Origin of the sequence: Sphingomonas immobilis (genome assembly GCF_030580995.1) — a bacterium.
Taxonomy (GTDB): domain Bacteria; phylum Pseudomonadota; class Alphaproteobacteria; order Sphingomonadales; family Sphingomonadaceae; genus Sphingomonas; species Sphingomonas immobilis.
This window is the reverse complement of record NZ_JAUQSZ010000012.1, coordinates 158,255-182,604: the sequence shown is the minus strand read 5'-3', so window position 1 is coordinate 182,604 and position 24,350 is coordinate 158,255. Positions and strand designations below refer to the sequence as shown.

Genomic DNA, 24,350 nt, shown 5'->3' with positions numbered 1-24,350 from the left:
GCGGTCCGTCGCGCGGCCCCTGCGGGCGCGGCGCGACCGGTGGCGGCGCGCCCTTGCTCGGCGCGACGGTATAGCCCTCCTTCGCCAGCGCGCCGAAGGTCGTCCGCACGCTCGCGGTGATCGCGGCCTGCACCGGCTGCGGCAGGTCGCCGAAGGTGGTGTTGGGGTGGATCGCGTTGATGTCGCGGATCAGCGCATTCTGCAGGCCGCCCGACGCGGTCTTGAGCGCCGCCACGGCATCGAGCACTGCGGCAACGATCGCGCTTTCCATCACTTCGGTTGCAGATCTCGCCACCCACTTACTCCTCGATTCCCAATTGCCATAGCACGAAGGCATGCTCCTCCGCTGCCTCGCGCAAGCTCTCGAACCGCCCCGATTTGCCGCCGTGCCCCGCGCCCATGTTGGTCTTGAGGAACAGGACATTGTCGTCGGTCTTGGTCGCGCGCAGCTTGGCGGCCCATTTCGCCGGTTCCCAATAGGTCACGCGCGGATCGTTGAGCCCGCCCGAGATGAACAGCGGCGGATAGGCCTGCGCGCGCACCTGATCGTAAGGCGAGTAGGAGCGGATCAGCTCAAACGCCGCCTTGTCCTCGATCGGATTGCCCCATTCTGGCCATTCGCCCGGCGTCAGCGGCAGATCGGCATCCATCATCGTGTTGAGCACGTCGACGAACGGCACGTCGGCGATCACCGCGCCCCACAGCTCGGGATCGGAATTGACCACAGCGCCCATCAACTCGCCGCCCGCCGAGCGCCCGGCGATGGCGATGCGGCCGGCGCTGGTCCAGCCCTGTTCGATCAGCCCCTTCGCGACATCGACGAAATCGTTGAAGGTGTTGGTGCGCTTCTCGAGCTTGCCGTCGAGATACCATTGCTGGCCGAGATCGTCGCCGCCGCGGATATGCGCGATGGCATAGGCGAAGCCGCGGTCGAGCAGCGACAGCCGCCCGGTCGAGAAGCCCGGCGGGATGGCGTGGCCGTAAGCGCCGTAGGAATAGAGGAACAAGGGCGCACTGCCGTCCTTCGGGAAGTCCTTCGGATAGACGATCGACACCGGGATTTCCGTCCCGTCGCGCGCGGCGATCTTCAGCCGCTCGGTGCGGTACTTCTCGCCGTCATAGCCCGACGGGATTTCCTGCACCTTGAGGAACGTCATCGCGCCGGTGGCGACATCGTAATCATATTCGGTGCCCGGCGTGACCATCGATTCATAACCGAGTCGCAGCACCTGCATGTCATATTCGGGATTGTTGCCGAGGCCCGCGTCATAGCTCGCCTCGGGGAAGGCGATGCGCCTGGGGTCGCCGCCCTCGTAGCGGTGGATCTCGATCTGATCGAGCCCGTCCTCGCGCCCGTCGACGATGAAGAAATCCTGGAAGCACGTCACCGCCGTCATGTAGAAATGCTTCGACGGCGCGATCTTCTCGATCCACTCCCCCGGCGCGCCGATCTGCGCGGTGCAGCAGCGAAAGTTCGGATCGGTGTCGTTGGTGTGGATGAAGAGCGTGTCGCCGTGCAGGTCGACATCGTATTCGCGGCCCACTTTGCGTGCGCTCACCAGCAACGGCGTCGCGGTCGGGTCGGCGGCGGGGATCAGATAGACTTCGCTCGTAACATGATCGCCGCTCGCGAGGATGATCCACTGGCGGTCGCTCGATTCGGATACGCCGACGCGGAAGCCCTCGTCGGCCTCCTTGAACAGCTCGACATCGTCCGCCGCCGCCGTGCCCAGCCGGTGCAGCCGCGCATTGTCCGTGCGCCATTGATCATTGGCGAGGCCATAGAGGAAGCCGCTGTCGTCGGCGGTCCACACGATCTCGGAGAGCATGCCGGGGATCGTGTCGGGCAGATGCTCGCCGGTTTCGAGGTTCTTGACGCGGATCTCGAACCGCTCCGAGCCGTTGTCGTCGATCGCATAGGCGAGCAATCGCCCGTCGTTGCTGACGGAAAGCGCGCCGAGCCGGAAATACTCGCGCCCCTCGGCCAGCGCCGGCTCGTCGAGGATCAGTTCGTCGTCACCGCCCGCGACGGGCTTGCGCCACCATTTGCGATACTCGCCGCCGGTTTCGAACGCCGTCCAGTACAGCCAGTCGCCGTCCTTCTGCGGGACGGACGAATCGTCCTCCTTGATGCGGCCCTTCATCTCTTCGTAGAGCCGGTCGACCAGCGCCTTTCGCGGCGCCATCATCCCCTCGAAATAGGCGTTCTCGGCCTCGAGGTAGGCGAGCACGTCCTTGTCGGTGACGTCGGGATATTTCGGATCCTTAAGCCAGGCATACGAATCCTCGACGGTGATGCCGTGCGCGGTGAAGCTATGGGCGCGCGTTTCCGCGACGGGAGGCGTGAGGCTGTCAGTCATGGGGCCGCCCTACCGCGCGGACGCGCCAAGGCAAAGACGGATCAGGTCGCGGGTACGACGTCCAGTTCGGCATAACGCTGGCGATATGCCTCCAGCACCGCCTTGCTGTCGGCGCGGAGCGTGTCGATCTTCGCCTCCCACACCGCCTGCGCCTTGCGGATCGCCTTGGGGCTGCGGCTGTGCGCCAGCGCCTGCGAATAGGCGAGCGAGAGGTTGTAATCGACCGTCGCCAGTGTCCAGTCGGTGCAGATCAGTGCGCGGGCGGGCGATGTCCGCCCGTCGCACGAAAAGGTCTGTACGCGCGTCGCGGCCTGCGGATCAGGCCCGGCCGGCAGCGCGTCGGGCGCGGAGTCCTCAGTCTGCTCGTGCTTGGGCGGCAGGAACAACGCGGCGAAACGCTCCGACCAGCCGTTCTTCTTCGCGGCGGATGCAGGCGCGGCGGCGGTGACGGCGATCGCCGCTGCCGTAGCAGTTGGCGTCGGGCTCGGCGCCGCCGGAGCGGGCGCGCCCATCCGCCAGCCGAACACCACCGCGCACAAGGCCACGCTGCCGACCGCGAGCAAGCCGACCGTCGAGACGCCGGTGCCGGCCGTCGATTTGGTGAGCAAAGGACAGGCCGCATCGCGGCAGCGGATCAGAGTGACCTCGCTGATATCCTGCTTGCAGAGCTTGCATGCACTCTTCGCCATACGCGCGGGCTATCACGCCTATGGTTAACGCGTCGTTTCGGCAGGGATATGACCGCGTGGTGCCCCTGTCATCTGCGACTGCGATCTGGCAAACTCGCGGTTCATCCGATTGAACGAGTAGCCCATGTCCACCTATTCCGCCCGCCTCGCCGCCCTTCGCGAACAGCTTGCCCGCGATCGCCTCGACGGTTTCGTCGTGCCGCTCACCGATGAGCATATGAGCGAATATGTCGGCGGCTATGCGCAGCGTCTCGCCTGGCTGACGGGCTTCCAGGGCTCGGCGGGATCGGCGGTCGTGCTGCCGGAGGCTGCGGCGATCTTCACCGACGGCCGCTACACGCTGCAGGTGCGCGAACAGGTCTCCGCCGACGACTGGGAATATGTCGCCGTCCCGCAAACCAGCATCTCGGGCTGGCTCGGTGCGCATGCCGCCAAAGGCGCGCGCATCGGCTATGATCCCTGGCTGCACACGCGCGAATGGGTGGAGGAGGCTACGAAGGCTCTCGCGGAACGCGGCGCGAGCCTCGTGGCGGTCGACACCAATCCGGTCGACGCCGTCTGGCCCGACCGGCCCGCGCCGTCCGACGCGCGCGTCGTCGTGCAGGACGATGAGCGCGCCGGTGCGTCCTCCGCGAGCAAGCGCGCGCTGATCGCCGACTGGCTTTCCGAGCGCAAGGCCGATGCCGTCGTGCTGACCGCGCTCGATTCGATCGCCTGGGCGCTCAACGTGCGCGGCCGCGACGTCGCCCACACGCCGGTCGCGCTCGCCTATGCCATCGTCGATGCCGACGGCACCGCCGATCTGTTCGTAGCACCCGAGAAGATCGACGACAGCGTGCGCCAGCATCTTGGCAACGCCATCCGCCTGCGCGACCGATCCGAGTTCGCGCCCGCGCTGAAGACCTATGCCGGCAAGCGCGTCGCCGCCGATCCCGAGCGTGCCGTCGCCGCGATCTTCGATTCGCTGGAAGCCGGGGGTGCCACCGTGCTGGCGCTGCGCGATCCCGCCGTGCTCGCCAAGGCGACCAAGAACCCTGCCGAGATCGCCGGGCACAAGGCCGCCTCGGCACGCGACGGCGCGGCGCTGGCGCGCTTCCTGCGCTGGGCGGAGACCGCGCTTCCGGCGGGCGGCGAGACCGAGCTTTCGGCGGCTGCCAAGCTGCAGGAATATCGCGAGGCGACCGGCGTGCTGCTCGACAGTTCGTTCGACACGATCTCCGCGACCGGCGCACACGGCGCGAGCCCGCACTACAAGGTGACGGACGAAAGCAACGTCGCGATCGAGCCGGGCCAGCTGTACCTGGTCGATTCGGGCGGTCAGTACGCCGACGGCACCACCGACGTGACGCGCGTGCTGCCTGTCGGCACGCCGACGCAGGAAATGCGCGACCGCTTCACGCGCGTGCTGCGCGGCCATATCGCGCTCGCGACGGCGATCTTCCCGCCGGGCACCAACGGCGGCCAGCTCGACGCCTTCGCGCGGCGGCCCTTGTGGGAAGTGGGCCTCGATTACGGCCACGGCACGGGCCACGGCGTCGGCGCGTATCTTGCGGTGCATGAGGGGCCTCAGCGCATCGCCCAGCCGAGCTATCCCGGCGGCGGCCCGTCCGAACCCTTGCGCGCCGGCATGATCCTCTCGAACGAGCCCGGCTATTATAAAGCGGGCGAATACGGCATCCGCATCGAGAACCTCATCCTCGTCGAGGAGCGCCGGATCGAAGGTGCGGAAAGCCCGATGCTCGGCTTCGAGACGCTGACCTTCTGCCCGATCGAGCGGTCGCTGATCGTCGCCGAGATGCTCTCGCCAAGCGAGCGCGCCTGGCTCGACGCCTATCACGCGCAGGTCGTCGCGGTGCTGTCACCGCAGATGGACGACGGCGAGCGCACCTGGCTCGCCGCCAAATGCGCCCCTATCGTTTAGTCTCAATCCTCCCCCGCCAGGGGGAGGTGGCGCGAAGCGCCGGAGGGGGAGGTCGGGGATGCGCTCGCGATGGTTTCGCTCACCGCCCCCTCCGTCACGCTATGCGTGCCACCTCCCCCTGGCGGGGGAGGATTTCCGGAACTCCGTGCCCGCTCCTTGCGCCTGCGCAGATTCTCGCGCAGCGCCTCGGCCAGCCGCTCCTCGCGCGTCTTCTCGTCCTTCACCGCTTCGTACCTTGACATTCGGGGCCCGCTCGTCTCTTACGCGCGCTCCGCGAAAACCGGAAACATGCTGCCGTAGCTCAGTGGTAGAGCGCATCCTTGGTAAGGCTGAGGTCGTGAGTTCAATCCTCACCGGCAGCACCATTTCCCCGAACGCTTCGGCGTGAGCGGGGAGACGTCGACCCGCTATCCCGGCTGGACGCTGACGGCGACGATGCTCGCCTCCAGCCTCGCCTTCATCGACGGCTCCGTCACCAACGTCGCACTGCCCGCAATCGACCGTGATCTGCACGGCAGCGCGGCCGATCTGCAATGGACGGTCAATGCGTACCTGCTGCCGCTCTCGGCGCTGCTGCTGATCGGTGGGGCGCTCGGCGATCATTTCGGGCGGCGGCGCGTGCTGGTGGCGGGGATCGTGCTGTTCGCGCTCGCCTCGGTCGCCTGCGCCTTTGCAGGCGATCTCACCCTGCTGCTCGCGGCGCGGGCGGTGCAGGGGATCGGCGCGGCGCTGCTGATGCCCAACAGCCTCGGCATCCTCGGCAGCGCGTTCGAGGGCGAGGCGCGCGGGCGGGCGGTCGGCACCTGGGCCTCGGCCGGTGCCATCGCCAGCGCCGTCGGCCCGCCGCTCGGCGGCTGGCTGGTCGGCGCGGTCGGCTGGCGCGCGACCTTCTATCTCAACGTGCCGGTCGCCATCGCCGCGATCGTGATCGCTGTGCTGTTCGTCGAGGAAAGCGCGGAGGGGAAACAACCGCTCGACCTGCCCGGCGCGGTGCTGGCGACGCTCGCGCTCGGCACGCTAACCTGGGCGCTGACATTGTGGTCGAGCCATCATGTCGCGACGCCCGAGGTCTGGGCGGGGCTCGGCGCGGGCCTCGCGCTGCTGGCGGCATTCCTGTGGGTCGAGCATGCGCGCGGCAAGGATGCGATGATGCCGCTCAGCCTGTTCGGATCGCGGCCCTTCGTCGGGCTGACGGTGCTGACCTTCCTGCTTTACGGTGCGCTCGGCGGGCTGATCGTGCTGCTGCCCTATCTGCTGATCGTCGGCGGCGGCTGGTCGCCGTTGCAGGCGGGGCTCGCGTTGCTGCCCTTCTCGGTCGTGATCGGCACCGCCTCGCGGCTGATGGGGCGGCTGACCGAGACACTCGGCCCGCGCCTGCCGCTCACCATCGGGCCGGTGGTGACGGGCATCGGTTTCCTGCTGCTGATGCGCGCCGATCCCAACGGATCCTATGTGACGAGCATCCTGCCCGGCATCGCCACCATCGCGGTGGGCATGGCGGGGGCGGTCGCGCCGCTGACGACGGCGGTGCTGTCCTCGGTCGACAGCGCGCATACCGGCACCGCCTCGGGCTTCAACAGCGCGATCGCCCGCACCGGCGGGCTGATCGCGACGGCGCTGGCGGGCGCGGTGATCGCACAGTCGGGCGCGGCGCTGACCTCGGCGTTCCAGAACGCCGCCATTATCGCGGCGGTGCTGGCGATCGCCGCGGGCGCGACCGCGTGGCTGACGCTGGCTACGCCGTCTCCAGCACGGTCTTGAGCGTCGCGAGGTCTTTCTCGATCTGCGCGGCATCACGCTCGAACGCGGCATCGTCCATATCGGGCTGGCGGATCAGCACCAGCTCGACCTCGGTCGCATCGCCGACCGCGATCATCCGCAGCGGGATATAGATCTCCGGCTTGCCCGCGATCTTCACGCGGTGATCGAGGACGCCGTAGGCGTTCTCCGGCGTGAAGGTGACGATCGCCTCCCCTTCGGGCGTGTCGGCGACCCAGCCCTCGTCGCCGTGATGCAGCGTCTTGGACATGCCCGCCGCCCACTGCGTGAAATTCTCGGGCCTGTGCGCAAAGGCATAAGCGGCGGCGTATGGCACCGCGATCGTCGTGTGCAGGATGCGAACCATATTGCTCTCCTTCGCAAGGGGGGAAAGCGGCGCGGCTGGGGTTGTTCCCTTGACCGCCCGAATCGCATCGGCCATCCGGTCGGTGGGGGCAGCGGAGTAGCGCGTGGTGGGTGAGTGGCATGAGTGACTGGCGCGGCCGCCGCGTCCTCGTGACCGGCCATACCGGCTTCAAGGGCGGCTGGCTGTGCCTGTTGCTCGAGGAGCTCGGCGCGGAGGTGACCGGCTTCGCGCTGCCGCCGCCGACGGTGCCGAGCCTGTTCGAAAGCGCAGGCATCGGCGCGGGCCTGACGAGCGTGATCGGCGACGTGCGCGACTTGGCCGCGGTCGAGGCTGTCGTGCGACAGGCCGCGCCCGAAGTGGTGTTCCACCTCGCCGCGCAACCGCTGGTGCGCTATTCCTACGACAATCCGGTCGAGACCTACGCCACCAACGTGATGGGCACCGTCCACGTCCTCGAGGCGGTGCGGCAGGCCGGCGGCGTGCGCGCGGTCGTCGCGGTGACGAGCGACAAATGCTACGAAAACCGCGAATGGGTCTGGCCCTATCGCGAGAGCGATCCGATGGGCGGGCACGATCCCTACAGCAGCAGCAAGGGCGCGGCCGAACTGGTGATCGCGGCCTATCGCAGCTCCTATTTCGAAAGCGGAGACGCGCCCAAGCTCGCCTCGGTGCGGGCGGGCAACGTCATCGGCGGCGGCGACTGGTCGGTCGACCGGCTGATCCCCGATCTCGTCCGCGCGTTCGAGGCGGGCGAAGCGCCGGTCATCCGCTCGCCAGCGTCGGTGCGCCCGTGGCAGCATGTGCTGGAGGCTTTGGTCGGCTATCTCGCCATCGCCGACCGGCTCCACGCCGGCGACGCGAGCTTCGCCGACGCCTGGAACTTCGGCCCCGCCGACGAGGATGCGCGCCCCGTCGCCTGGATCGCCGACCGCATGGCGCAGGCCTGGGGCGTGGCAGGCGACTGGGGCACTTTCGACGGCCCGATCCCGCATGAGGCCGGGCTGCTGAAGCTCGATTGCGCCAAGGCCCGCGCCGCGCTCGGCTGGCGGCCGACGCTGACGCTCGCCGAGGCGCTGGAGTCCATCGTCCAATGGCATAAATCGGTCGGCGGCGGCGCATCGGCGCGCGACGTGACCCTCGCGCAGATCCGCGATTTCCTCGCGCGGCAAACCACATTCGAAAGGGCTGCCGCATGAGCGCGAGCACCGTTACCGGCGACCTCGCCGCCCGCATCGTCGCCGAAGAGGGCCCGGAAGGGCTGCGCAAGGCGATCCTGGAGATGGTCGGCGAATATGCCCGCGTCGCCCCGGCCCACGCCCCGCGCGATTTCGTGCCCGGCACCAGTCCGGTGCCCGTCTCCGGCAAGGTCTACGGCGCGGCGGAGATGGAGATGCTGGTCGATTCCAGCCTCGATTTCTGGCTGACGACCGGCCGCTTCAACACCGCGTTCGAGGAACGGCTGTCGGCGCGACTCGGCGTGAAGCATGCCCTCACCTGCAATTCCGGCTCCTCGGCGAACCTGCTCGCGCTGTCGTCGCTCACCTCGCATTATCTGCGCGGCGAGGCGCTGCAGCCCGGTGACGAGGTCATCACCTGCGCGGCGGGCTTCCCGACGACGGTCAACCCGTCGCTGCAATATGGCCTGACGCCGGTGTTCGTCGATATCGACATCCCCACCTACAACATCCTGCCCGAGGCGATCGAGGCCGCGGTGTCGTCCAAGACGCGCGCGATCATGGTCGCGCACACGCTCGGCAATCCGTTCGACCTGGGCGAAGTGATGCGCGTCGCCGAGAAATACGATCTCTGGGTGGTCGAGGATTGCTGCGACGCGCTCGGCGCGACCTATGACGGCAAGGGCGTCGGCACGTTCGGCGACATCGGCACCTTGAGCTTCTACCCCGCGCATCACATCACGATGGGCGAGGGCGGCGCGGTCTTCACCGACAAGCCGCGCCTCAACCGCGTGATCGAATCGATGCGCGACTGGGGGCGCGATTGCTGGTGCGCGCCGGGCATGGACAATACCTGCGGCAAGCGGTTCGGCCGCAAGCTCGGCAGCCTGCCGATGGGGTACGACCACAAATACACCTATGGCCACGCCGGTTATAACCTCAAGATCACCGACATGCAGGCGGCGGTCGGCCTCGCGCAGATGGACCGGCTGGAGGATTTCATCGCCGCGCGCCGCCGCAACTTCGCGCTGCTGACGGAAGGGCTCAAGCCGCTGGAGGATATCATGATCCTGCCGCAGGCGACGCCCAACAGCGATCCGTCATGGTTCGGCTATCCGATCACCCTGCGCGAGGGCCTGCCGTTCGTGCGCGAGGATCTGACTCAGCATCTCGATGCGGCCAAGATCGGCACGCGCCTGCTGTTCGGCGGCAACCTCCTGCGCCAGCCGTACATGAAAGGCCGCCCGCACCGCGCCGTCGGCGATCTCGCCAACGCCAATATCGTGACCGAGCGCACCTTCTGGATCGGCCTTTATCCGGGACTGTCGGGTGCGCACATCGACTATATGGTCGATACGATCACCAAGTTCGTGCGGCGCTGATGCGGAGGCGCGGCTTAAGGCTTCGGTAACCAGTTTCGTCAATATCTGCCCCGGATAGGTTCGACGGGGAAAAGACGTGAAGCACTGGACAGTCAGCGAGGCGCTACCGCAACTGCTGGAGGCGGCCGCCGCCGACCCTGCTTCGCTGCCGCTCGTCGTCGAGCCGCGCATCATCCTCGATTTCGACGGCGTGCTCTTCAATTCCGCGTTCGAGGCCTATTCGGTCTGCAACGTCGCGGTGCGCGGCAATGCCGCCTTCCGCCAGGACGTCTCCTTCGAGGAATTCATGGAGGCCCGCGCCTTCGTGACCGACGCCTGGCAGTACAACCGCGTCTATTCCTGCAAGCGCCACACCGGCAAATACGCCGCGCTGAAGACCGTCAAGCAGGCCGAGGACGACACCGCCTTCGCCAAGACCTTCTTTGCCGCGCGCGCCGCGATGATGCTCGATCCCGACTGGCCCAAGTCGATGGCGCCCTATGATTTCTTCTTCCAGCTCCGCCCGCTGCTGCTTGCGCACCCGGAGCGTTTCGCGATCCTGTCGACGCGTAACGTCGAATCGATCAAGCGCACCTTCGCCTTCTTCGGCGTGCCTGCGGATCTGATCCCGGTGTTCGGGCAGGAGCATATCCGCGAATACGGTTCCAAGCTGCAGGTCGCGCAGGCGCAGGGCTGGCTCTCGGGCGACCGCTTCACCGTCTATGTCGACGACATGACCGATCACCTCAAGCCCTTCGAGGGCAAGGCGCATCTGCCGCTCCACGCCGACTGGGGCTATGATCGCCCCCGCGCCGACAGCCTCGCGCAGGCGCAGATGTTCGGCATCCTCCAGTCGCTGATCGAGCGCGACGAGGAAGAGCAGACGCTGAAGTACAGCGACCAGATCGGCGCGTGGCTGCAACAGGCGGGCTACACCCATTATTTCTACGTCGGCGGGGGCAACATCATGCACCTGACCGAGAGCCTCGACCGCTATCTGACCGGCGTGCCGGTGGTGCATGAGGTCGCGGCGGGGATCGCCGCGGAATATTTCAACGAGATCGCCGCGCCCGCCAAGGCGCTGGCGCTGGTGACGACCGGTCCCGGCCTCACCAATATCGTCACCGCCGTATCGGGCGCGTATCTCGAAAGCCGCGAGCTGCTGGTGATCGGCGGGCAGGTCAAGACCAGCGATCTCGCCCACGGCAAGGTCCGCTCGCGCGGCATCCAGGAGGTCGACGGCGTCGCACTGATGGCGTCCACCACCAAGGCGAGCACGCGCATGCTCGAACCCTTCTCCGCGCGCGATTTCCTCAATGCGATCGCGCCGAGCTGGGAGCCGCGCAAGGGCCCCGTCTTCCTCGAACTGCCGCTCGACGTGCAGGCCGCGACCGTGACGGCCGAGCCGCTCCCCGCCATCACCCCGCCCGGCCTGCCGGTCGCGGCGAACAAGGGCATCGCCGAGGTCGCCGCGCTCTACGCCGCCGCCGAGCGCCCGATCGTGCTGATCGGCGGCGGGGTCGACTATGCGACGATGGCCGATCTGCGCGGCCGCTTCGCCGATCTGCGCATCCCCGTGATGACGACCTATAACGGGGCCGACCGCATCGACGGCGACGATCCCTGCTATCTCGGCCGGCCCAACACCTGGGGGCAGCGCAGCGCCAACATCATCATCCAGAAGGCCGATCTCATCATCGCGCTCGGCACGCGGCTCGGTCTCCAGCAGACCGGCTTCAACTGGCAGGAATTCGGCCGCGCCGCCAAGATCGTCCAGGTCGAGATCGATCCCGGCGAGCTCGCCAAGGGCCATCCGCGCACCGATCTGCGCTTCTGCGCCGACGCCAATGATTTCGTCCGCCGCCTCGTCGCGCAGCCGCTGCCGCCGAAGGACACATGGCGCGCGGAGGCACGCCGCATCCGCGATGCCGTGCCCCGCGTCGAGGACGTCAATCACACCGGCGAAGGCTATATCTCGCCCTACGACTTCATCGTCCGGCTGGAGCCGCTGACGCGCGCCGACGACCTCATCATCCCGTGCAGCTCGGGCAGCGCCTTCACGCTGTCGATGCAGCTCTACAAGCAGAAATACGGCCAGCGCATCCTCACCAACAAGTCGCTCGCCTCGATGGGATACGGCCTGTCGGGCGCGATCGGCGCGTCGGTCGCGAGCGGGGGCAAGCGCCGCACGATCCTGATCGAAGGCGACGGCGGCTTCTCGCAGAACGTGCAGGAACTCGGCACGGTCGACGTCAACCAGCTCGATCTCAAGATCTTCATCTTCCACGATCAGGGCCAGGCCTCGATCCGCATGACGCAGCAGAATTATTTCGACGGCAAATATCTCGGCTGCGATCGCCAGTCCGGCCTCGGCCTGCCGAAATGGACGCGGCTGTTCGCGGCATGGGACATCCCCGTCATCGAACTCCCGCTCGATTTCGAAAGCGACGCGACGTTCCAGGCGATGATGGCCTCGGGCCGGCCCGCCGCCTTCATCGTGCCGATCGACCCGAAGCAGACCTATTTCCCCAAAATCAGCAGCCGCGTGACGGCGAGCGGATCGATGGAATCGAACCCCATCGACCGCATGACCCCGGAGATCGATTACCTTGCGGCACGCTGAGAAATCGCTGCTCGTCATCGGCGGGTCGGGCTTCTTCGGCAAGTCGGTGCTCGACGCCTTCCGGCGCGGGCTGCTGGCGCCGTGGGGCATCGGCCGCATCATCGTCGTCGCGCGACAGGCGAGCCGGATGCGCGCGTGGCACCCGTTGCTGGTCGCGCAGGGCGTCGAACTGATCGACCTCGACATCGGCACCGCGAGCGCATTGCCGCACGCCGACTACGTCCTTCACGCCGCCTCCTCCAGCGATGCGCGCAATTATGCTGCCAACCCGCTCGCCGAGCGCGCCAACATCCTCGCCGCGATCGAGAATTACTGCCGCATCGCCGCGCGCGATCATCAGGGCAGCCGCATCGTCTATGCCAGCAGCGGCGCGGTCTACGGCCAGCAGCCCGCCGACGTCGCGCAGCTCCGCGAGGATTTCACCCCCGGCGACGCCGCCGGTCTCGTCGCCTACAAGCGCGATTACGCCGAGGCCAAGCGCCTGTCGGAGGACGCGCTGGCGCGGCTCGGCGCGCGCGGGCTGGCGGTGTCGGTCGCACGCTGCTTCGCCTTCGCCGGCGCCTATCTGCCGCGCGACCAGCATTTCGCGATCGGCAATTTCATCGCCGACGGCCTTGCCGGCCGGCCGGTGCGCGTATTGGCGACGCGGCCGGTGGTGCGCAGCTACATGCACGCCGACGATCTCGTCCGCTGGCTGATGACCATCGCGCATGACGGCGACGCGACGTGTCCCACCTACAACGTCGGATCGGACGAGGCGGTGACGATGCACCAGCTCGCCGCCGCTGTCGCCGCGCGCTTCGGCGTGGGCATCGACGCCGCCGAGATCACCGACGACACGCCCGATCTTTACGTGCCCTCGATCGCCAAGGCGCGCGATGCGCTCGGCCTCACGCTCGACTACGACCTCACCCGCGCGATCGACGCGGTCGCCGCACGCCTGCGCACGGCCGAGGCGGCATGAGCCTGATCGGCCGCCTCGCCGCGTCGCGCGTGCTCGCGCGGCCGCTGACCCGGCGCAGCGTGTTCGCCGCGCTCGCGGCCGTGCTGGCGCTGCTGACCTTCTACCCGGAACGCTACCGCGCGACGATGTTGCTCGCCCCGCCCGATCTCGGCGTGCAGATGGGCGCGATCGGCCAGATCGGCGGACTGAACGGCCTGATCGGCACGCAATACCAGCCCGAACGCCTGCTCGCCATCGCGCGCAGCCCGCAGGTCGCGCTGGCGGTGGCGCAGGATCTCAAATTGCCGCCGACGCGCGCGACGCTGCGCGACATCGCCTGGAAAACGGAAGTGCGCACGCTGCGCGGCGGCATCGTCGAGGTCGAGGCGATCGACGCGGACCCGGCGCACGCCCTGACGCTCGCCGACAAACTCGGCACCGCCGCGCGCGCGCGCCTGCTCGCGCTCGCCACCAACGGTCAGCCGATGCAGGTGATCCAGCCCGCCTTCGTCGATCCCGCCCGCCAGTACAACACGCTCCCGCTCGGCCTGCTGATCGCGGCGGTGCTGCTGTGGCTCGCGCTCGAATTCTACGGCATCAGCGCGCGCATCGATCGGCGTCGCCATGCGCGATGACATCGAGATTTCGGTCGTCATCCCGACCCGCAACGAGGAATCGAACGTCGCCGCCATCGCGGCAGCGGTGATCGCGCAGCTCGACGCGGCGGGCGCGACCTACGAGCTGATCTTCATCGACAACGTCTCGTCCGACGCCACGGTGCCGCTGGTGAAGGCGATGTGCGCGGCCAACCCGCGCATCAAGCTGATCGTCAACACGCGCAATTTCGGCCAGATGCGATCCCCCACGCATGGTATCTTCCAGGCACAGGGGCGCGGCGTCATCAATATGTGCGCCGATTTCCAGGATGATCCGGCGCTGATCGGGCAGTTCATCGCGCGCTGGCGCGGCGGCGCCCCGATCGTGCTGGGCGTGCGCGAGAGCGAGGAGGGCGGCTCGCTGCCGCTGCGCGTCGCGCGGAATGCTGCCTACGGCATCGGATCGCGGCTCGGCGATTACAAGCTGATCCCCAACGCGACCGGCTTCGGCATCTACGATCGCCGCGTGGTCGATACGATCAAGGCGCTCAACGAGCCCGAGCCCTTCTTCCGCGGGCTGCTGGTCGAGACCGGCTATCCCATCGCGACGATCGGCTTCCCGCGCAAGCCGCGCGCGGGCGGGCGGTCGAACAACAATTTCTGGGCCTTGCTCGATTTCACGATCTCGGGCCTCGCGTCCTGGTCGAAGAAGCTGCTGCGCGCGCCGATGTTCCTCGCCGTCTTCGTGGGCGTGGGCGCGCTGCTGGCGCTGCTGGCCGCACCCGTCGCGGCGCTCGCGGGCTGGCCGGCTTGGCCGTGGCTGGTGGCGGCGCTCGCCGAGGCGCAGGTCGCGGCGCTGCTGTTCTTCCTCGGGCTGGTCGGCGATCAGCTCCGCCACGTCTCCGAACGCACGCGCGGCTTCCCGCTCGTGGTCGAGGGCGAGCGGGTCAATTTCGATGCCTGACCGCAAAACCCTGTTCGAACTGTTCCGCTTCTATCAGGCGGCGCTGGTCAACACCGCGTTCGGTTACGGCCTTTACGCGCTGCTGCTGTGGCTCGGGCTCGGGCGCTATCCGGCGCAGGCGGTCGCGCATGTCAGCGGGACGATCTTCAATTATGCTACCTATTCGCGCCACGTCTTTCGCGGGCAAAGCGGGTCGCCGTGGCGCTTCGTCGCGGTCTATGCCGCCAATTACGGCGTCAATCTCGCGCTGCTCGCGCTCCTCAGCCTCTGGGTGCGCTCGCCCTATGCGGCGGGGCTGCTGGCGACGCTGGCGGCATCGCTGATCAATTACGCCGCGCTGAAGCTCCTGGTGTTCGGCCGTGCCGCGCAACCGGCTTGAACATGCGCTTGCCGCACTGATCCTGACCGGCGTCGCGTATGCGGCGTGGCATCTCGCATCGGCGGGTTTCCTGCCGGTGCCGTTCTTCGTCGACAATGCCGACACGTACATGGACTGGTTCAACACCGCGTGGTGGAGCCGCGACCGGGGCACCTACGATGTCTGGCGCAGCATCTATCCGCCGCTCTCCTTCCTGTTCCTGCGCATGTTCGGGATCGACCGCTGCTATGCGGGCGACGCGCTCGCCGCGCGCGATTGCGACGGGCTGGGCGTGGCGGCGCTGTGGGCGTTCTGGCTGATCGACCTGTGGCTGATCGCGCGCATCTACGCCCGTACCGACCGCGCGACCGCGCTGCCGCGCACCATTGCGCTCGGGTTCGGCCTGCCGATGCTGTTCGGGCTGGAGCGCGGCAACCTCGCGATCGTCTGCCTCGCGCCGTTCATGCTGGCGTTCGGGCCGCTGGTGCGCGCCGCGTGGCAGCGCTGGCTGGCGGCGGCGGTGGCGATCAACTTCAAGCCGTATCTGATCGTCGCGATCATGCCCGCCCTGCTGCGGCGCAAATGGCGCTGGTTCGAGGGCGCGCTGATCGCGACCGCGATCGTCTATGCGATCAGCTGGGGCCTGTTCGGGCGCGGCACGCCCGCCGAGATCGCGACCAACTCGATCCTCTTCGCGCAGGCGATCAAGCCCGTCGTGGCGTGGAAGGATGCGCTGGCGGGCGGATCGTACAATGTGCTGGCGAGCGTTCTCGCCGGGCCTCTCCCGGTCTCGTCCGCGATCGGATCGGACGCGGTCGCGCGCGCCGCCGTCGCAATCCCGGTCGCGATTCACACCGCGCAGGCGCTGATCGCGCTGGCGGCGCTGATGGCGTGGCTGCGGCCGGGCGCGATCCCGGCGCACCGCATGACGGCGCTCGCCATCGCCTTCGCGCTCATCACCAACGAGGCCGGGCTCTACGCGCTGATCTTCTTCCTCTATCTGCTGTTCCTCGAACGCTGGAGCGGGATTGGGCGGATCGTGGCGCTCGTCTGCGGCTATCTGATCTGCCTGCCGTTCGATCTGTGGATCACGCCGCTCTACCCGATCGTCCAGCAGAGCTGGCTCGGCGGGGCTGCGGTGACGGTGGACGACGCGCTGACGCTCGGGCCGCTGGTCCGGCCGGGGCTCGTCATCGTCGCGAGCATCGCCTTGTCGCTTTCCACCATCGCGGCGGCGTGGCGCGCACTGATCGCGGACCGCCCGCACCGCCTGCCGATGCTGGCGCTCGCCTAGGGCCGAGGGTTCGGCTAGTCCGCGTGCCGATGCCGTATCGGATTCATCCCGCGATCCTGTGGGCGGCGCTGGTGGTGCTCCTCGCCGCGCTCGCGCTCGCGCGACCGCTCGACCACGACGAGAGCCAGTATGTCGCCGCGGCGATGCTGTCGGCGTACGGCGCGCTGCCATATCGCGACTATCTCTATCTGCAGACGCCGCTCCAGCCCTTGCTGTTCGCGCCGCTTGCCTTGCTGTTCGGAGGACTGGCGTGGCCGGGGCTGCGGATCGTCAACGCGCTGCTCGGCGCGGGCGCGGTGATGGGCGCGTATGCCGGGATGCGCGCGGCGCGCGTGCCGACCGCAATCGCGGCGGCATCCGCGGCGCTGTTCGCCTGCTGCGACATCCTGCTCTTCAGCATCGGCACCGCGCGCAACGACGCGCTGCCGCTCGCGCTCTTCGCCGCCGCCCTGCCGCTGATGGTGCGCGGGAGCCGGGGCGAGGCGACGCCGCTGTCGGCGCTGCTGGCGGGATTGCTGCTGGCGGGCGCAGCGGCGGCGAAGGTCTCCTATGCGGTGCCGGCGCTGGCGTATGGCATAGTGGCGCTGGTCGATCGCCGTCACCGCCCGCTGCTGGTGGCGGCGGGGGCAGGGCCGGTCGTCGTGCTGATCGGCTGGCTCTATGCCGTCGCGCCGGCCGGGTTCGCCTTCGGCGTGCTGACCTTCCCGGCGCGGGCACCTGCCGAATATTATCTCGCTGCGGGCAAAGCGTGGAAGCTCGGCGGGCTCGCGAAGATGGGCGACACGCTGAAGTTCCTCGCGCTCGGGCCCGCGCTGCCGGCGCTGCTCTGGGTGCTGCGGGATCGCCGGCGCGACCGGACGCGCGTGCTGCTCGACGCGCTGATCGTCGCGGGGCTGGTCGCGGCGCTGCTACCCGCGCCGACCTGGCGGCAATATCTCGCGCCGGTGCTGCCGCCGCTGTTCGCGCGGCTCGCGCTGGCGTGGCAGGCGCGACCACCGGGGAAACCCGCGCGCATCATCGCACTGGTGTTCGCCGTCGCCGGGCTCGCGCCGAGTGTCGAAGCGGGGGTGAGCGCGCTCCATGCTACGCCGATGCTCACTGCGCTCCGCCAGTCGGTGGCGATCCGCGCGGCGCTGGACGGAAGCGGATCGCGCGGCCCTGTGGTGACGCTCTCCCCGCAGTTCCTGGCGGGAACCGGCCATATGCCCGACGCGCGCTTTGCCGCCGGGCCATTCTATTTCCGCAGCCGCCGGTTGCTCGATCCGGCGCAGGAACCGGCGCTTCACGCTGTGTCGCGCGACCGGCTGGGCGCACTCGGCGATCCACCCGCCATTTTGGTCGGCGGCGAGGGTGCGTGGACGAGCGGCGATGCCGGACTCGATGCGATGCTGGCAAACTGGGCCCGGTCCCGCGGCTACCGCGCTGTCGCGGTGCCGGGCGGCCGCTTCACGCTCTACATCAGGCCGCGTTGAGCAGATGTCCCCGGCGCTTGGCATCGACCAGGCCCTGGTAATAGTCCATCAGCTCGACGGTATGCTCGCTGTCGCTGCGCACCTTGGCGGCGGCGATGCGCGCGGCGCGGCGCAGGATCGGCTGGTCGCGCGCGACGAGGCGGGCGATGGCGAGCGCGGCGGAACCCGCATCGCGCGCGGTGTAGAGTTCGGCGGAATGCGGGTTGGCGATCTCCGCGCAGCCGCCGGTGTCGGGCACGATCAGCGGCAGGCCCGCCGCCATCGCCTCCGATGCGACCAGCCCGAACGGCTCGCCTTCCGATCCGTGGATCAGCGCGTCGCAGCTCGCCATGATCCGCGCCAGCCGCTCGCGGTCATAGACCGGGCGGAACAGGCGGATGTGCGGGCTGCCGGCGACGCGGCGCTCGATCTTCTGCGTCTCGACGCCCGCACCGAGCAGGATGAGTCCGACCGGCAGTTCCGCGCCCGCACGCTCGACCGCGTCGATCACCAGCCGCCAGCGCTTCTCGGGATGATGCCGCCCGAGCCCGAGCAGCAGATGCCCCTCGGGCGGCAGGCCGCATTGCGCAAGCAACGCCGCGCGCAGCCGGTCGTCGCGCAGATCGGGCGAGAAATGCCCGCGCTCGATCCCCAGCGGCATCGATGCGTCGATCCGCACGCCGCGCGCGCGCAGCCGCTTTTCCAGCGCGGGGCCGTTGGTGACGACCGCGTCGTAATGCTGGAGGAAGTCCGACATATACTGGCTGTACCAGGCGAAGGCGCGCTCGATCCGCTCGATCGGCGCGACGCCTTCGAACCAGCGCAGCGCATAGGCCGCGACATTGTCGTTGTGCATGAAGAAGGTCTTCACGGCGTCGCCCTGCCACTGCCCGACGATCCACGCGGGCCGCCACGGCGACGACGTCTCGACCAGATCGGGCTCGAGCTGGTCGAGCAGCCGCGTGATCGGCGGCGCTTCCCAGAACAGGCCGTAATTCTTGTCGAACGGCAGGCGCCCGGTGCGCACGTAGATCACCTTGCCGCCGCCCGGCCGTTCCTCGACCCGGTTCTCGCTGCCCGGCGCGATCACGATCAGTTCGTGGCCGAGATCGGCCATCGTCCCCATCTTGCGATCGATATAGGTGCGGACACCCCCGCCGGTGGGCGAGTAGAATTCGTTGACGTCGACGATCCGCACGGGCGCTCAGCTGCCCTTGATGGGCGCGAAACCGCCGAGGCCGCGCAGATATTGCGCGTGGATATCGGTGGTGACGAGGCCGTTGGGCACGGTGATCGTCGCCATCGTCAGCTTCGGCCGCGCACGGCCCAGCCGCGCGTTGCTCGGGAAGCCCGCGCCGTCGGCCCAGAAGTTGAACTTGTTCTTGCCGTCGCGGTTGTGCGTGAACAGCAAGGCGTAGGTGCCCGGCGTCGGCGCCTTGATGCACAGCGCGACCGATCCCGTCGCCGGCGTCGGCACCTGCACGCGGCGGAAGACCTTGCCTTCCTTGATCAGGTCGCGGTCGTCCTTCAGGAAATCGGCATCCGTGGCCGGATACAATTCCAGCTTCAGTTCGCCGATCCGGTCCTTCAGGCCATCGACGTTGACGCGAATCGCCGGTCCGCCGCCGCCGAGGCAGGCGGCGCTGTCGCCGCCCAGCACGCCGGCGTGGGCATCCGCCACGCCGCCGGGCACACCCGCGCACAGCGCGGTGGCGGCGATCGCTGCGGCAATCTTAAGGCGCAACCTCATTCTTCTTCCTTACCAGCCCGTACAGGCCGAACGCCGCGATCAGTGCAACATGCACGACAAGCGTCAAGGCCGCGGTCAACGCGACCAGATTCGACAGTTCCTCGTTCTGCCCGATTAACTGGGTAGCGAGCGTGGCGAAAAAAAGGTCTTTGTTCGGCACAAGTGGCAGGCGTGAAACAATCATCCTGAGCGCGGCGAGCAAAAGCCACATGCCGACCGACACCGTTTGCAGCCCGAAATGCCATGTCAGCGCGATAAACACCGATCCCGCCACAAGTCGCAGGCAGTGGATTCCGAAAATCCACCACAGCCGCGGCCGCTCGAGCGAGAACACCCGCTTGGAGAAGACGAGGAAGGGCACCGACATCAGGAAGACGATGACGGTCGACCAGATCGCATAATGTTGCTGCGTCGGCGTCAGCAGGTCGACGTAGAGCAACAGCGCGACGGCGGTGATGCTGAAGGTCATCGCGTTGCCGGCGATCGCCGAGAGGATGGTGACGTCCTTCACCGCGCCGAACGGCGCCGCGACCAGAGTCGCGCGCTGCCGCGCCCAGGCGTAGAAATAGGCCTCGCCCGAATAATTGAGCATGTCGCTGGCAATGCGTTTGCGGGCGAGCGCGATGAAACCCTCGGGCGGGATCTGCCACAGCTTGCGGAAGATGATGTAGTCGCCCGCGACCGGCGTCACGTACAGCAGGATGAAGAAGATGTAGAAAAGCGGGTTGTCCGGGAAAGTGCGCTCGAGATTCGACTCGAGCAGCTTCTTGCCGAGCATCGCGATCATGACGATCGTCGTCGCGCCTGCCAGATAGGCTGGCCAGCGGCGCTTCAGCGTCTCGATCGGCTCAAGCCCCGCGAGATCGGGAGTGAGGGGAACCGGGGCTTCGATGGTGCCGGCGTTTGTCGCCCCGGAGGGAAATTTGTCCACCTTGGGATATGTCCTAACCGCTCGATCCGGTCGAGCACGAGCCGCCGCTTAGCCCGATATCGTGCGCGCGGCAAACCGGATCAAGACGGCGCGCCACGGCGCGAACGCACGCTCAGGCAAAATGTTTCGGTGCGGTAACATCGTATCGGCGGCCTGAGAAACTTTTGCGACATTTGGGGCGTACTCACTGCCGCCATGCTCAGTCCCCGACCGCCTGCAGCACATATTCTCGCTTACGCACAGACACTTGACGGCGGCGGCGTGGAGCGCGCGCTGATGCGGCTGATGGCCGGGTGGAGCGATCTCGGTCGGCGCGTGACGCTCGTGCTGGGCGACAATAGAGGGCCGCTGGCGGGCGAATTGCCCGCGGGCGTCGATACCGTATTGCTGGGGAATGCGTCGATGCGCGGGCTGCTGGCGCTGCCGGCGCTGGTCGAGGAGATCGGACCCGATCTCGTTTTTTGCGCAGGCAATCACTATTCGGGCATCGCGGCGTGGACCAGGCTGCGGCTCGGGCGGCGCTGCCCGCCGATCGTCGCCAAGGTCTCGAACGCGCTGGAACGGCGCGATCAGGCGGCGGCGGTGGCGATGGTGTATCGCGCATGGTTGCGGCTGCATCCGCTGTTTCTCGATCGTCTCGTCGCGATGACGCCGGGCATGCGATCCGAAACGGTCCGCGCGATGGGCGTCGATGCCGATATCCTGAGCGTCATTCCCAACCCGCCGGTGCGCCTCACGCGCGGCGGTGACGGCGATTGTCCCGAGGGCCGCTATCTCCTCGGTGTCGGCCGGCTCGCGCCGCAGAAGCGTTGGGACCGGCTGATCCGCGCCTTCGCGCGCGTGCGCGATCCGGGCGTGACGCTCGTGATCCTGGGCGAGGGCGAGGAGCGGCCGGCGCTCGAGGCGCTGGTGGCGGATCTCGGCCTTTCGGGTCGCGTGCTGATGCCCGGCTATGCGGCGGATCCGCTGCCGATGATCGAGCGCGCGACTGCCTTGGCGCTGGTGTCGGAGTTCGAAGGCGTGCCGGGCGTGCTGCGTGAGGCGCTGGCGGTGGGAACGCCGGTGATCTCGACCGAATCGAGCGTCGCGGTGCGCGAGATCGTGGCCGGGCCGCGGCTCGGCACGGTCGTCGCGCAGGAGGATCACGAGGGGCTGGTGCGTGCGCTCCACCACTGGCTGGGCCCGCGCCGCCGCCGCCCGGCACCGGTCGCCCAGCCGGGGGAGGATGCCGCCGCCGCCTATCTCGACGTGTTCGACGAGGTTGTCCTCGACCGGCGTTTCAATGCGTCTCGGGCTCGTCCTCGATCTCGCGAATCGCACGCTCGGAATTTCGCTCCAGCGCGACCTTGATCATCGCCGTCATCGGGTCCGCGAGCGCCAGCCCGAGGATACCGAAGAGCGTCCCCGCGAGAATCTGCGTCGACAGCGTGAGCGCGGGCGGCAGGTCGACCGTCTTTCGCGCCACCATCGGGATGACGACATAGCCGTCGAAAGTTTGGATTACAAAATAGATGATGATCGCCCACACGCCGGTATGCACCCCCGCGCTGAAGCCGACCGCCACCATCATCAGCCCGCTGATGATGGCGCCGATATTGGGGATGAAGGCGAGCACGCCGACGACGATGCCCAGCACCAGCGCCATCGGCACCCCGGCGAAGGCGAGCGCGATGCCGGTCATCACGCCCTCCAGCGCCATGCCGAGCAGTCGCCCGGCGAGCAGGCTGCGCATCGTCTTGCCCATCCGCTCGATCGTGATCGCGAATTCGCGCCGTGAATCGGACGGGATCATCCATTGCAGCCCGGCCTCGTAAAGCCGCGGTTCCATCGCCACGAACAGGCCGATCACCATGATCATCACGAAGCTGGTGATCGCGCCGATCGCGGTGCCGACCCAGGAGGTGAGCTTGCCGAACGACCCCATCGCCTGTTCGGCGATGGTGTTGAAATCGACATGATCTGGCAGCAGGCCGAGGCCCGATGCCCAGCCGAGCAGACGCGTCGCCTGCACCATCAGCGTGACGCGCAATTGCTCGAACTGCGCGGCGACCTGGACGCCCATCAGATAGCCGGTGCCGACGATGAAGGCGATCGTCAGGATCACGACGATCACCAGCCGCCACGCGCGCGGGATCGGCAGCACCTTGCCGAGCAGGCGGACGCCGCCGTCGAGCATCGCCGCGAACACGAGCCCGGCGAAGATGATCAGCAGCGGCTGGATCAGCAGCACGACCAGCGCGATCGCGCCGCCCATGCCGAACCACACGCCCGCGCGCTTCATCTCCTTGCGCACGAACGGATCGCGCATCTCGTTGGGGCCCGGCTCCGTAGAGACGAGCGGCGCGGTCTGTTCCTCGCTCACTTAGCCGGCACCGGCTGCGGGTCGCGCGCCGGGTGAAGCGACGTGCCCGCACGGCCGCCGCGGAACGATTCGCCCCAGGTCAGCGGATTCCAGGTGCCGCCGCCGGTCTTGGAGAAAGTGATGATCTCGGCGCGGCCGCCGAGATATTCCCACGGCACCGGCCCGCCGAGCCCGAGCGCGGACAGCGGGAAGCGGCTGTCGGAGCTGCGATCGCGATTGTCGCCCATCAGGAAGACATGGTCCTTGGGAATCTTCACCGGCCCGTAATTGTCGCCCTCGCTGTCGCCGAGTTCGACCGTCTCGTAATGGCGGCCATTGGGCATCGTCTCGGTGACGAGCGGCAGCTTGCAAAGGAGCCTGCCGTCCGCGCCCGTGGTCAGCGCGCCGGGATAGGTCGTGCTGTCACAGCGCGTGTTGTTGTCGACCGGGATGAGGGCATCGTGGATCGGCCCGCGCTTCAATGGCACGCCGTCGATAAAGACAGTGCCCTGCCGCACCTCGATTGTCTCGCCCGGCAGGCCGACCACGCGCTTGATGTAATCGGTTTCGGTGCCCGGCGGCGTCACGATGACGACATCGCCGCGCTCGGGCATGCGGCCGAACAGGCGGCCGTGGATGAAGGGTAGTACATGGAAGGTCGGCGAGATGAACGACCAGCCATAGGGATATTTGCTCACCACGAGCTGATCGCCGACCTCGAGCCCCGGCAGCATCGATTCGGACGGAATGTAGAAGGGCTTGGCGATGAAGGTGTGGAAGCCCAGCACCGCGAGTACCAGCCAAAATATGCCGCGCAGTTCGCCCCACCAGTCGGTGCGCTTGGCCTTGGCCGGCGGTGCCTCGACGGTCACGGGATCGTCGGCGGGATGATCGTTCGGAGTCAGGGCGAGGTCCTCGCTCATTGCTTACTCTGTTCCCGGCGCGGGCAGCGCCTCGATAATGACAAAGGCCTGCGCCCAGGGGTGATCGTCCGTCAGCGTCAGATGCACCTTCGCGACGTGGCCTTCGGGGACTAACGCGTCAAGCCTTGCGGCGGCTCCGCCGGTCAGCGCGAGCGTCGGCGCGCCCGATGGCGCGTTGACCACGCCGATGTCCTTCATGAACACGCCGGCCTTGAATCCGGTGCCGACCGCCTTGGAGAATGCCTCCTTCGCGGCGAAACGCTTGGCGAGCGTCCCGGCCTTGGTGAGCGGTCGCCGCGCGGCCTTGCGCTGCTCCAGCTCGGTGAAGACGCGCTGCTCGAAACGGGTACCGAAGCGATCCAGCGACGCCTGGATGCGCTCGATGTTGCAAAGGTCGGAGCCGAGACCGATGATCATGCGGCACTCCCGCGTGGAAGAAGATCGATGCACGCGGAGGCGCGGAGGCGCGAAGAGGAAGAAGAGAGAAAAAGGCGCTCCGCGCGGTCTCCCGGCGCGAAGCGCCTCACATTCTTCTCTTCTCCGCG

General features: G+C 68.0%; 23 protein-coding genes and 1 tRNA gene. 13 read left to right on the top strand and 11 right to left on the bottom strand.

From position 1 onward, the window contains the following. The 3 genes from Q5H94_RS16880 to Q5H94_RS16870 all read right to left on the bottom strand — a co-directional run. A partial coding sequence (locus Q5H94_RS16880) for a hypothetical protein (protein WP_304562456.1) occupies positions 1-295 on the bottom strand: 295 nt, incomplete at its 3' end. A 4-nt stretch (positions 296-299) separates the two neighbouring features. After that, positions 300-2,360: a S9 family peptidase gene (locus Q5H94_RS16875; protein WP_304562455.1), complete on the bottom strand. Its 2,061-nt coding sequence runs from the start codon at positions 2,358-2,360 to the stop codon at positions 300-302. A 41-nt stretch (positions 2,361-2,401) separates the two neighbouring features. Beyond that, on the bottom strand, positions 2,402-3,049 hold the full coding sequence (locus Q5H94_RS16870) for a lysozyme inhibitor LprI family protein (RefSeq protein WP_304562454.1): 648 nt from the start codon (positions 3,047-3,049) through the stop codon (positions 2,402-2,404). A gap of 124 nt (positions 3,050-3,173) precedes the next feature. Here Q5H94_RS16870 and Q5H94_RS16865 point away from each other — a divergent pair, with 124 nt between their 5' ends. After that, the gene (locus Q5H94_RS16865; protein WP_304562453.1) at positions 3,174-4,970 is read left to right on the top strand and encodes an aminopeptidase P family protein; all 1,797 of its coding nucleotides are present in this window, start codon (positions 3,174-3,176) and stop codon (positions 4,968-4,970) included. 2 nt (positions 4,971-4,972) lie between these two features. On the opposite strand, the gene Q5H94_RS16860 is transcribed toward Q5H94_RS16865, so the two are convergent. Continuing rightward, entirely contained in the window at positions 4,973-5,212 is a 240-nt protein-coding gene (locus Q5H94_RS16860; RefSeq protein WP_304562452.1) for a hypothetical protein, read from the bottom strand. Positions 5,213-5,260: 48 nt separating this feature from the next. Between Q5H94_RS16860 and Q5H94_RS16855 the strand changes: the two genes are divergently transcribed. Together Q5H94_RS16855 and Q5H94_RS16850 are read left to right on the top strand one after the other, a co-directional pair. Continuing rightward, positions 5,261-5,335 (top strand) — tRNA-Thr (locus Q5H94_RS16855). A gap of 19 nt (positions 5,336-5,354) precedes the next feature. Beyond that, positions 5,355-6,731, top strand: coding sequence for an MFS transporter (locus Q5H94_RS16850; protein WP_304562451.1), 1,377 nt, complete (start codon positions 5,355-5,357; stop codon positions 6,729-6,731). Here Q5H94_RS16850 and Q5H94_RS16845 read toward each other — a convergent pair. After that, positions 6,706-7,095 carry an SRPBCC family protein gene (locus Q5H94_RS16845; RefSeq protein WP_304562450.1) on the bottom strand — a complete coding sequence of 130 codons (390 nt, stop codon included), beginning with the start codon at positions 7,093-7,095 and terminating at the stop codon, positions 6,706-6,708. The two genes, Q5H94_RS16850 and Q5H94_RS16845, sit on opposite strands and share 26 nt — an antisense overlap. A 119-nt stretch (positions 7,096-7,214) precedes the next feature. On the opposite strand from Q5H94_RS16845, the gene rfbG reads away from it, so the two are divergent. The 9 genes from rfbG (at position 7,215) to Q5H94_RS16800 (ending at position 17,881) form a co-directional block, all read left to right on the top strand. Next, positions 7,215-8,291, top strand: a complete 1,077-nt coding sequence (gene rfbG / locus Q5H94_RS16840; protein WP_304562449.1) for a CDP-glucose 4,6-dehydratase — start codon at positions 7,215-7,217, stop codon at positions 8,289-8,291. Beyond that, positions 8,288-9,652, top strand: coding sequence for a lipopolysaccharide biosynthesis protein RfbH (gene rfbH / locus Q5H94_RS16835; RefSeq protein ID WP_304562448.1), 1,365 nt, complete (start codon positions 8,288-8,290; stop codon positions 9,650-9,652). Before rfbG ends, rfbH begins: the two co-directional genes overlap by 4 nt. Positions 9,653-9,728: 76 nt before the next feature. Then, the gene (locus Q5H94_RS16830; RefSeq protein ID WP_304562447.1) at positions 9,729-12,254 is read left to right on the top strand and encodes a thiamine pyrophosphate-binding protein; all 2,526 of its coding nucleotides are present in this window, start codon (positions 9,729-9,731) and stop codon (positions 12,252-12,254) included. Beyond that, on the top strand, positions 12,241-13,218 hold the full coding sequence (locus tag Q5H94_RS16825; protein ID WP_304562446.1) for an NAD-dependent epimerase/dehydratase family protein: 978 nt from the start codon (positions 12,241-12,243) through the stop codon (positions 13,216-13,218). Before Q5H94_RS16830 ends, Q5H94_RS16825 begins: the two co-directional genes overlap by 14 nt. Further along, entirely contained in the window at positions 13,215-13,832 is a 618-nt protein-coding gene (locus tag Q5H94_RS16820; RefSeq protein WP_304562445.1) for a hypothetical protein, read from the top strand. The genes Q5H94_RS16825 and Q5H94_RS16820 overlap by 4 nt, the downstream gene beginning before the upstream one ends. Next, entirely contained in the window at positions 13,822-14,757 is a 936-nt protein-coding gene (locus Q5H94_RS16815; protein WP_304562444.1) for a glycosyltransferase family 2 protein, read from the top strand. The genes Q5H94_RS16820 and Q5H94_RS16815 overlap by 11 nt, the downstream gene beginning before the upstream one ends. After that, a complete protein-coding gene (locus tag Q5H94_RS16810; RefSeq protein ID WP_304562443.1) occupies positions 14,750-15,136 on the top strand; it encodes a GtrA family protein in 387 nt (128 codons plus the stop codon). Before Q5H94_RS16815 ends, Q5H94_RS16810 begins: the two co-directional genes overlap by 8 nt. Next, complete coding sequence (locus Q5H94_RS16805) at positions 15,117-16,409, top strand: hypothetical protein (protein ID WP_304562442.1); 1,293 nt, start codon at positions 15,117-15,119, stop codon at positions 16,407-16,409. The genes Q5H94_RS16810 and Q5H94_RS16805 overlap by 20 nt, the downstream gene beginning before the upstream one ends. Before the next feature lie 29 nt (positions 16,410-16,438). Continuing rightward, positions 16,439-17,881, top strand: a complete 1,443-nt coding sequence (locus Q5H94_RS16800; RefSeq protein WP_304562469.1) for a DUF2029 domain-containing protein — start codon at positions 16,439-16,441, stop codon at positions 17,879-17,881. Here Q5H94_RS16800 and Q5H94_RS16795 read toward each other — a convergent pair. From Q5H94_RS16795 to Q5H94_RS16785, 3 genes are read right to left on the bottom strand one after another with little or no spacing between them, the layout of a single operon-like run. Further along, positions 17,868-19,058, bottom strand: a complete 1,191-nt coding sequence (locus Q5H94_RS16795) for a glycosyltransferase (protein WP_304562441.1) — start codon at positions 19,056-19,058, stop codon at positions 17,868-17,870. The genes Q5H94_RS16800 and Q5H94_RS16795 overlap by 14 nt on opposite strands. Before the next feature lie 6 nt (positions 19,059-19,064). Next, a complete protein-coding gene (locus tag Q5H94_RS16790; RefSeq protein WP_304562440.1) occupies positions 19,065-19,610 on the bottom strand; it encodes a DUF2141 domain-containing protein in 546 nt (181 codons plus the stop codon). Then, positions 19,594-20,541 carry a hypothetical protein gene (locus Q5H94_RS16785; protein ID WP_304562439.1) on the bottom strand — a complete coding sequence of 316 codons (948 nt, stop codon included), beginning with the start codon at positions 20,539-20,541 and terminating at the stop codon, positions 19,594-19,596. Before Q5H94_RS16785 ends, Q5H94_RS16790 begins: the two co-directional genes overlap by 17 nt. A 261-nt stretch (positions 20,542-20,802) precedes the next feature. On the opposite strand from Q5H94_RS16785, the gene Q5H94_RS16780 reads away from it, so the two are divergent. Further along, the gene (locus Q5H94_RS16780) at positions 20,803-21,891 is read left to right on the top strand and encodes a glycosyltransferase (RefSeq protein WP_304562438.1); all 1,089 of its coding nucleotides are present in this window, start codon (positions 20,803-20,805) and stop codon (positions 21,889-21,891) included. Here Q5H94_RS16780 and Q5H94_RS16775 read toward each other — a convergent pair. The 3 genes from Q5H94_RS16775 to acpS are packed head-to-tail and all read right to left on the bottom strand — an operon-like array spanning position 21,821 to position 24,222. Then, positions 21,821-22,903 carry an AI-2E family transporter gene (locus tag Q5H94_RS16775; protein ID WP_304562437.1) on the bottom strand — a complete coding sequence of 361 codons (1,083 nt, stop codon included), beginning with the start codon at positions 22,901-22,903 and terminating at the stop codon, positions 21,821-21,823. The two genes, Q5H94_RS16780 and Q5H94_RS16775, sit on opposite strands and share 71 nt — an antisense overlap. After that, the gene (gene lepB / locus Q5H94_RS16770; protein ID WP_304562436.1) at positions 22,900-23,805 is read right to left on the bottom strand and encodes a signal peptidase I; all 906 of its coding nucleotides are present in this window, start codon (positions 23,803-23,805) and stop codon (positions 22,900-22,902) included. The genes Q5H94_RS16775 and lepB overlap by 4 nt, the downstream gene beginning before the upstream one ends. Positions 23,806-23,808: 3 nt before the next feature. Further along, a complete protein-coding gene (gene acpS, locus Q5H94_RS16765) occupies positions 23,809-24,222 on the bottom strand; it encodes a holo-ACP synthase (RefSeq protein ID WP_304562435.1) in 414 nt (137 codons plus the stop codon). Positions 24,223-24,350: the final 128 nt, after the last annotated feature.

Coding starts and splice junctions, on each gene's coding strand:
- Q5H94_RS16875 (WP_304562455.1), bottom strand. CDS start 2,360: ATGACTGACAGCCTCACGCCTCCCGTCGCGGAAACGCGCGCCCATAGC.
- Q5H94_RS16870 (WP_304562454.1), bottom strand. CDS start 3,049: ATGGCGAAGAGTGCATGCAAGCTCTGCAAGCAGGATATCAGCGAGGTC.
- Q5H94_RS16865 (WP_304562453.1), top strand. CDS start 3,174: ATGTCCACCTATTCCGCCCGCCTCGCCGCCCTTCGCGAACAGCTTGCC.
- Q5H94_RS16860 (WP_304562452.1), bottom strand. CDS start 5,212: ATGTCAAGGTACGAAGCGGTGAAGGACGAGAAGACGCGCGAGGAGCGG.
- Q5H94_RS16845 (WP_304562450.1), bottom strand. CDS start 7,095: ATGGTTCGCATCCTGCACACGACGATCGCGGTGCCATACGCCGCCGCT.
- rfbG (WP_304562449.1), top strand. CDS start 7,215: ATGAGTGACTGGCGCGGCCGCCGCGTCCTCGTGACCGGCCATACCGGC.
- rfbH (WP_304562448.1), top strand. CDS start 8,288: ATGAGCGCGAGCACCGTTACCGGCGACCTCGCCGCCCGCATCGTCGCC.
- Q5H94_RS16820 (WP_304562445.1), top strand. CDS start 13,215: ATGAGCCTGATCGGCCGCCTCGCCGCGTCGCGCGTGCTCGCGCGGCCG.
- Q5H94_RS16815 (WP_304562444.1), top strand. CDS start 13,822: ATGCGCGATGACATCGAGATTTCGGTCGTCATCCCGACCCGCAACGAG.
- Q5H94_RS16810 (WP_304562443.1), top strand. CDS start 14,750: ATGCCTGACCGCAAAACCCTGTTCGAACTGTTCCGCTTCTATCAGGCG.
- Q5H94_RS16800 (WP_304562469.1), top strand. CDS start 16,439: ATGCCGTATCGGATTCATCCCGCGATCCTGTGGGCGGCGCTGGTGGTG.
- Q5H94_RS16790 (WP_304562440.1), bottom strand. CDS start 19,610: ATGAGGTTGCGCCTTAAGATTGCCGCAGCGATCGCCGCCACCGCGCTG.
- lepB (WP_304562436.1), bottom strand. CDS start 23,805: ATGAGCGAGGACCTCGCCCTGACTCCGAACGATCATCCCGCCGACGAT.
- acpS (WP_304562435.1), bottom strand. CDS start 24,222: ATGATCATCGGTCTCGGCTCCGACCTTTGCAACATCGAGCGCATCCAG.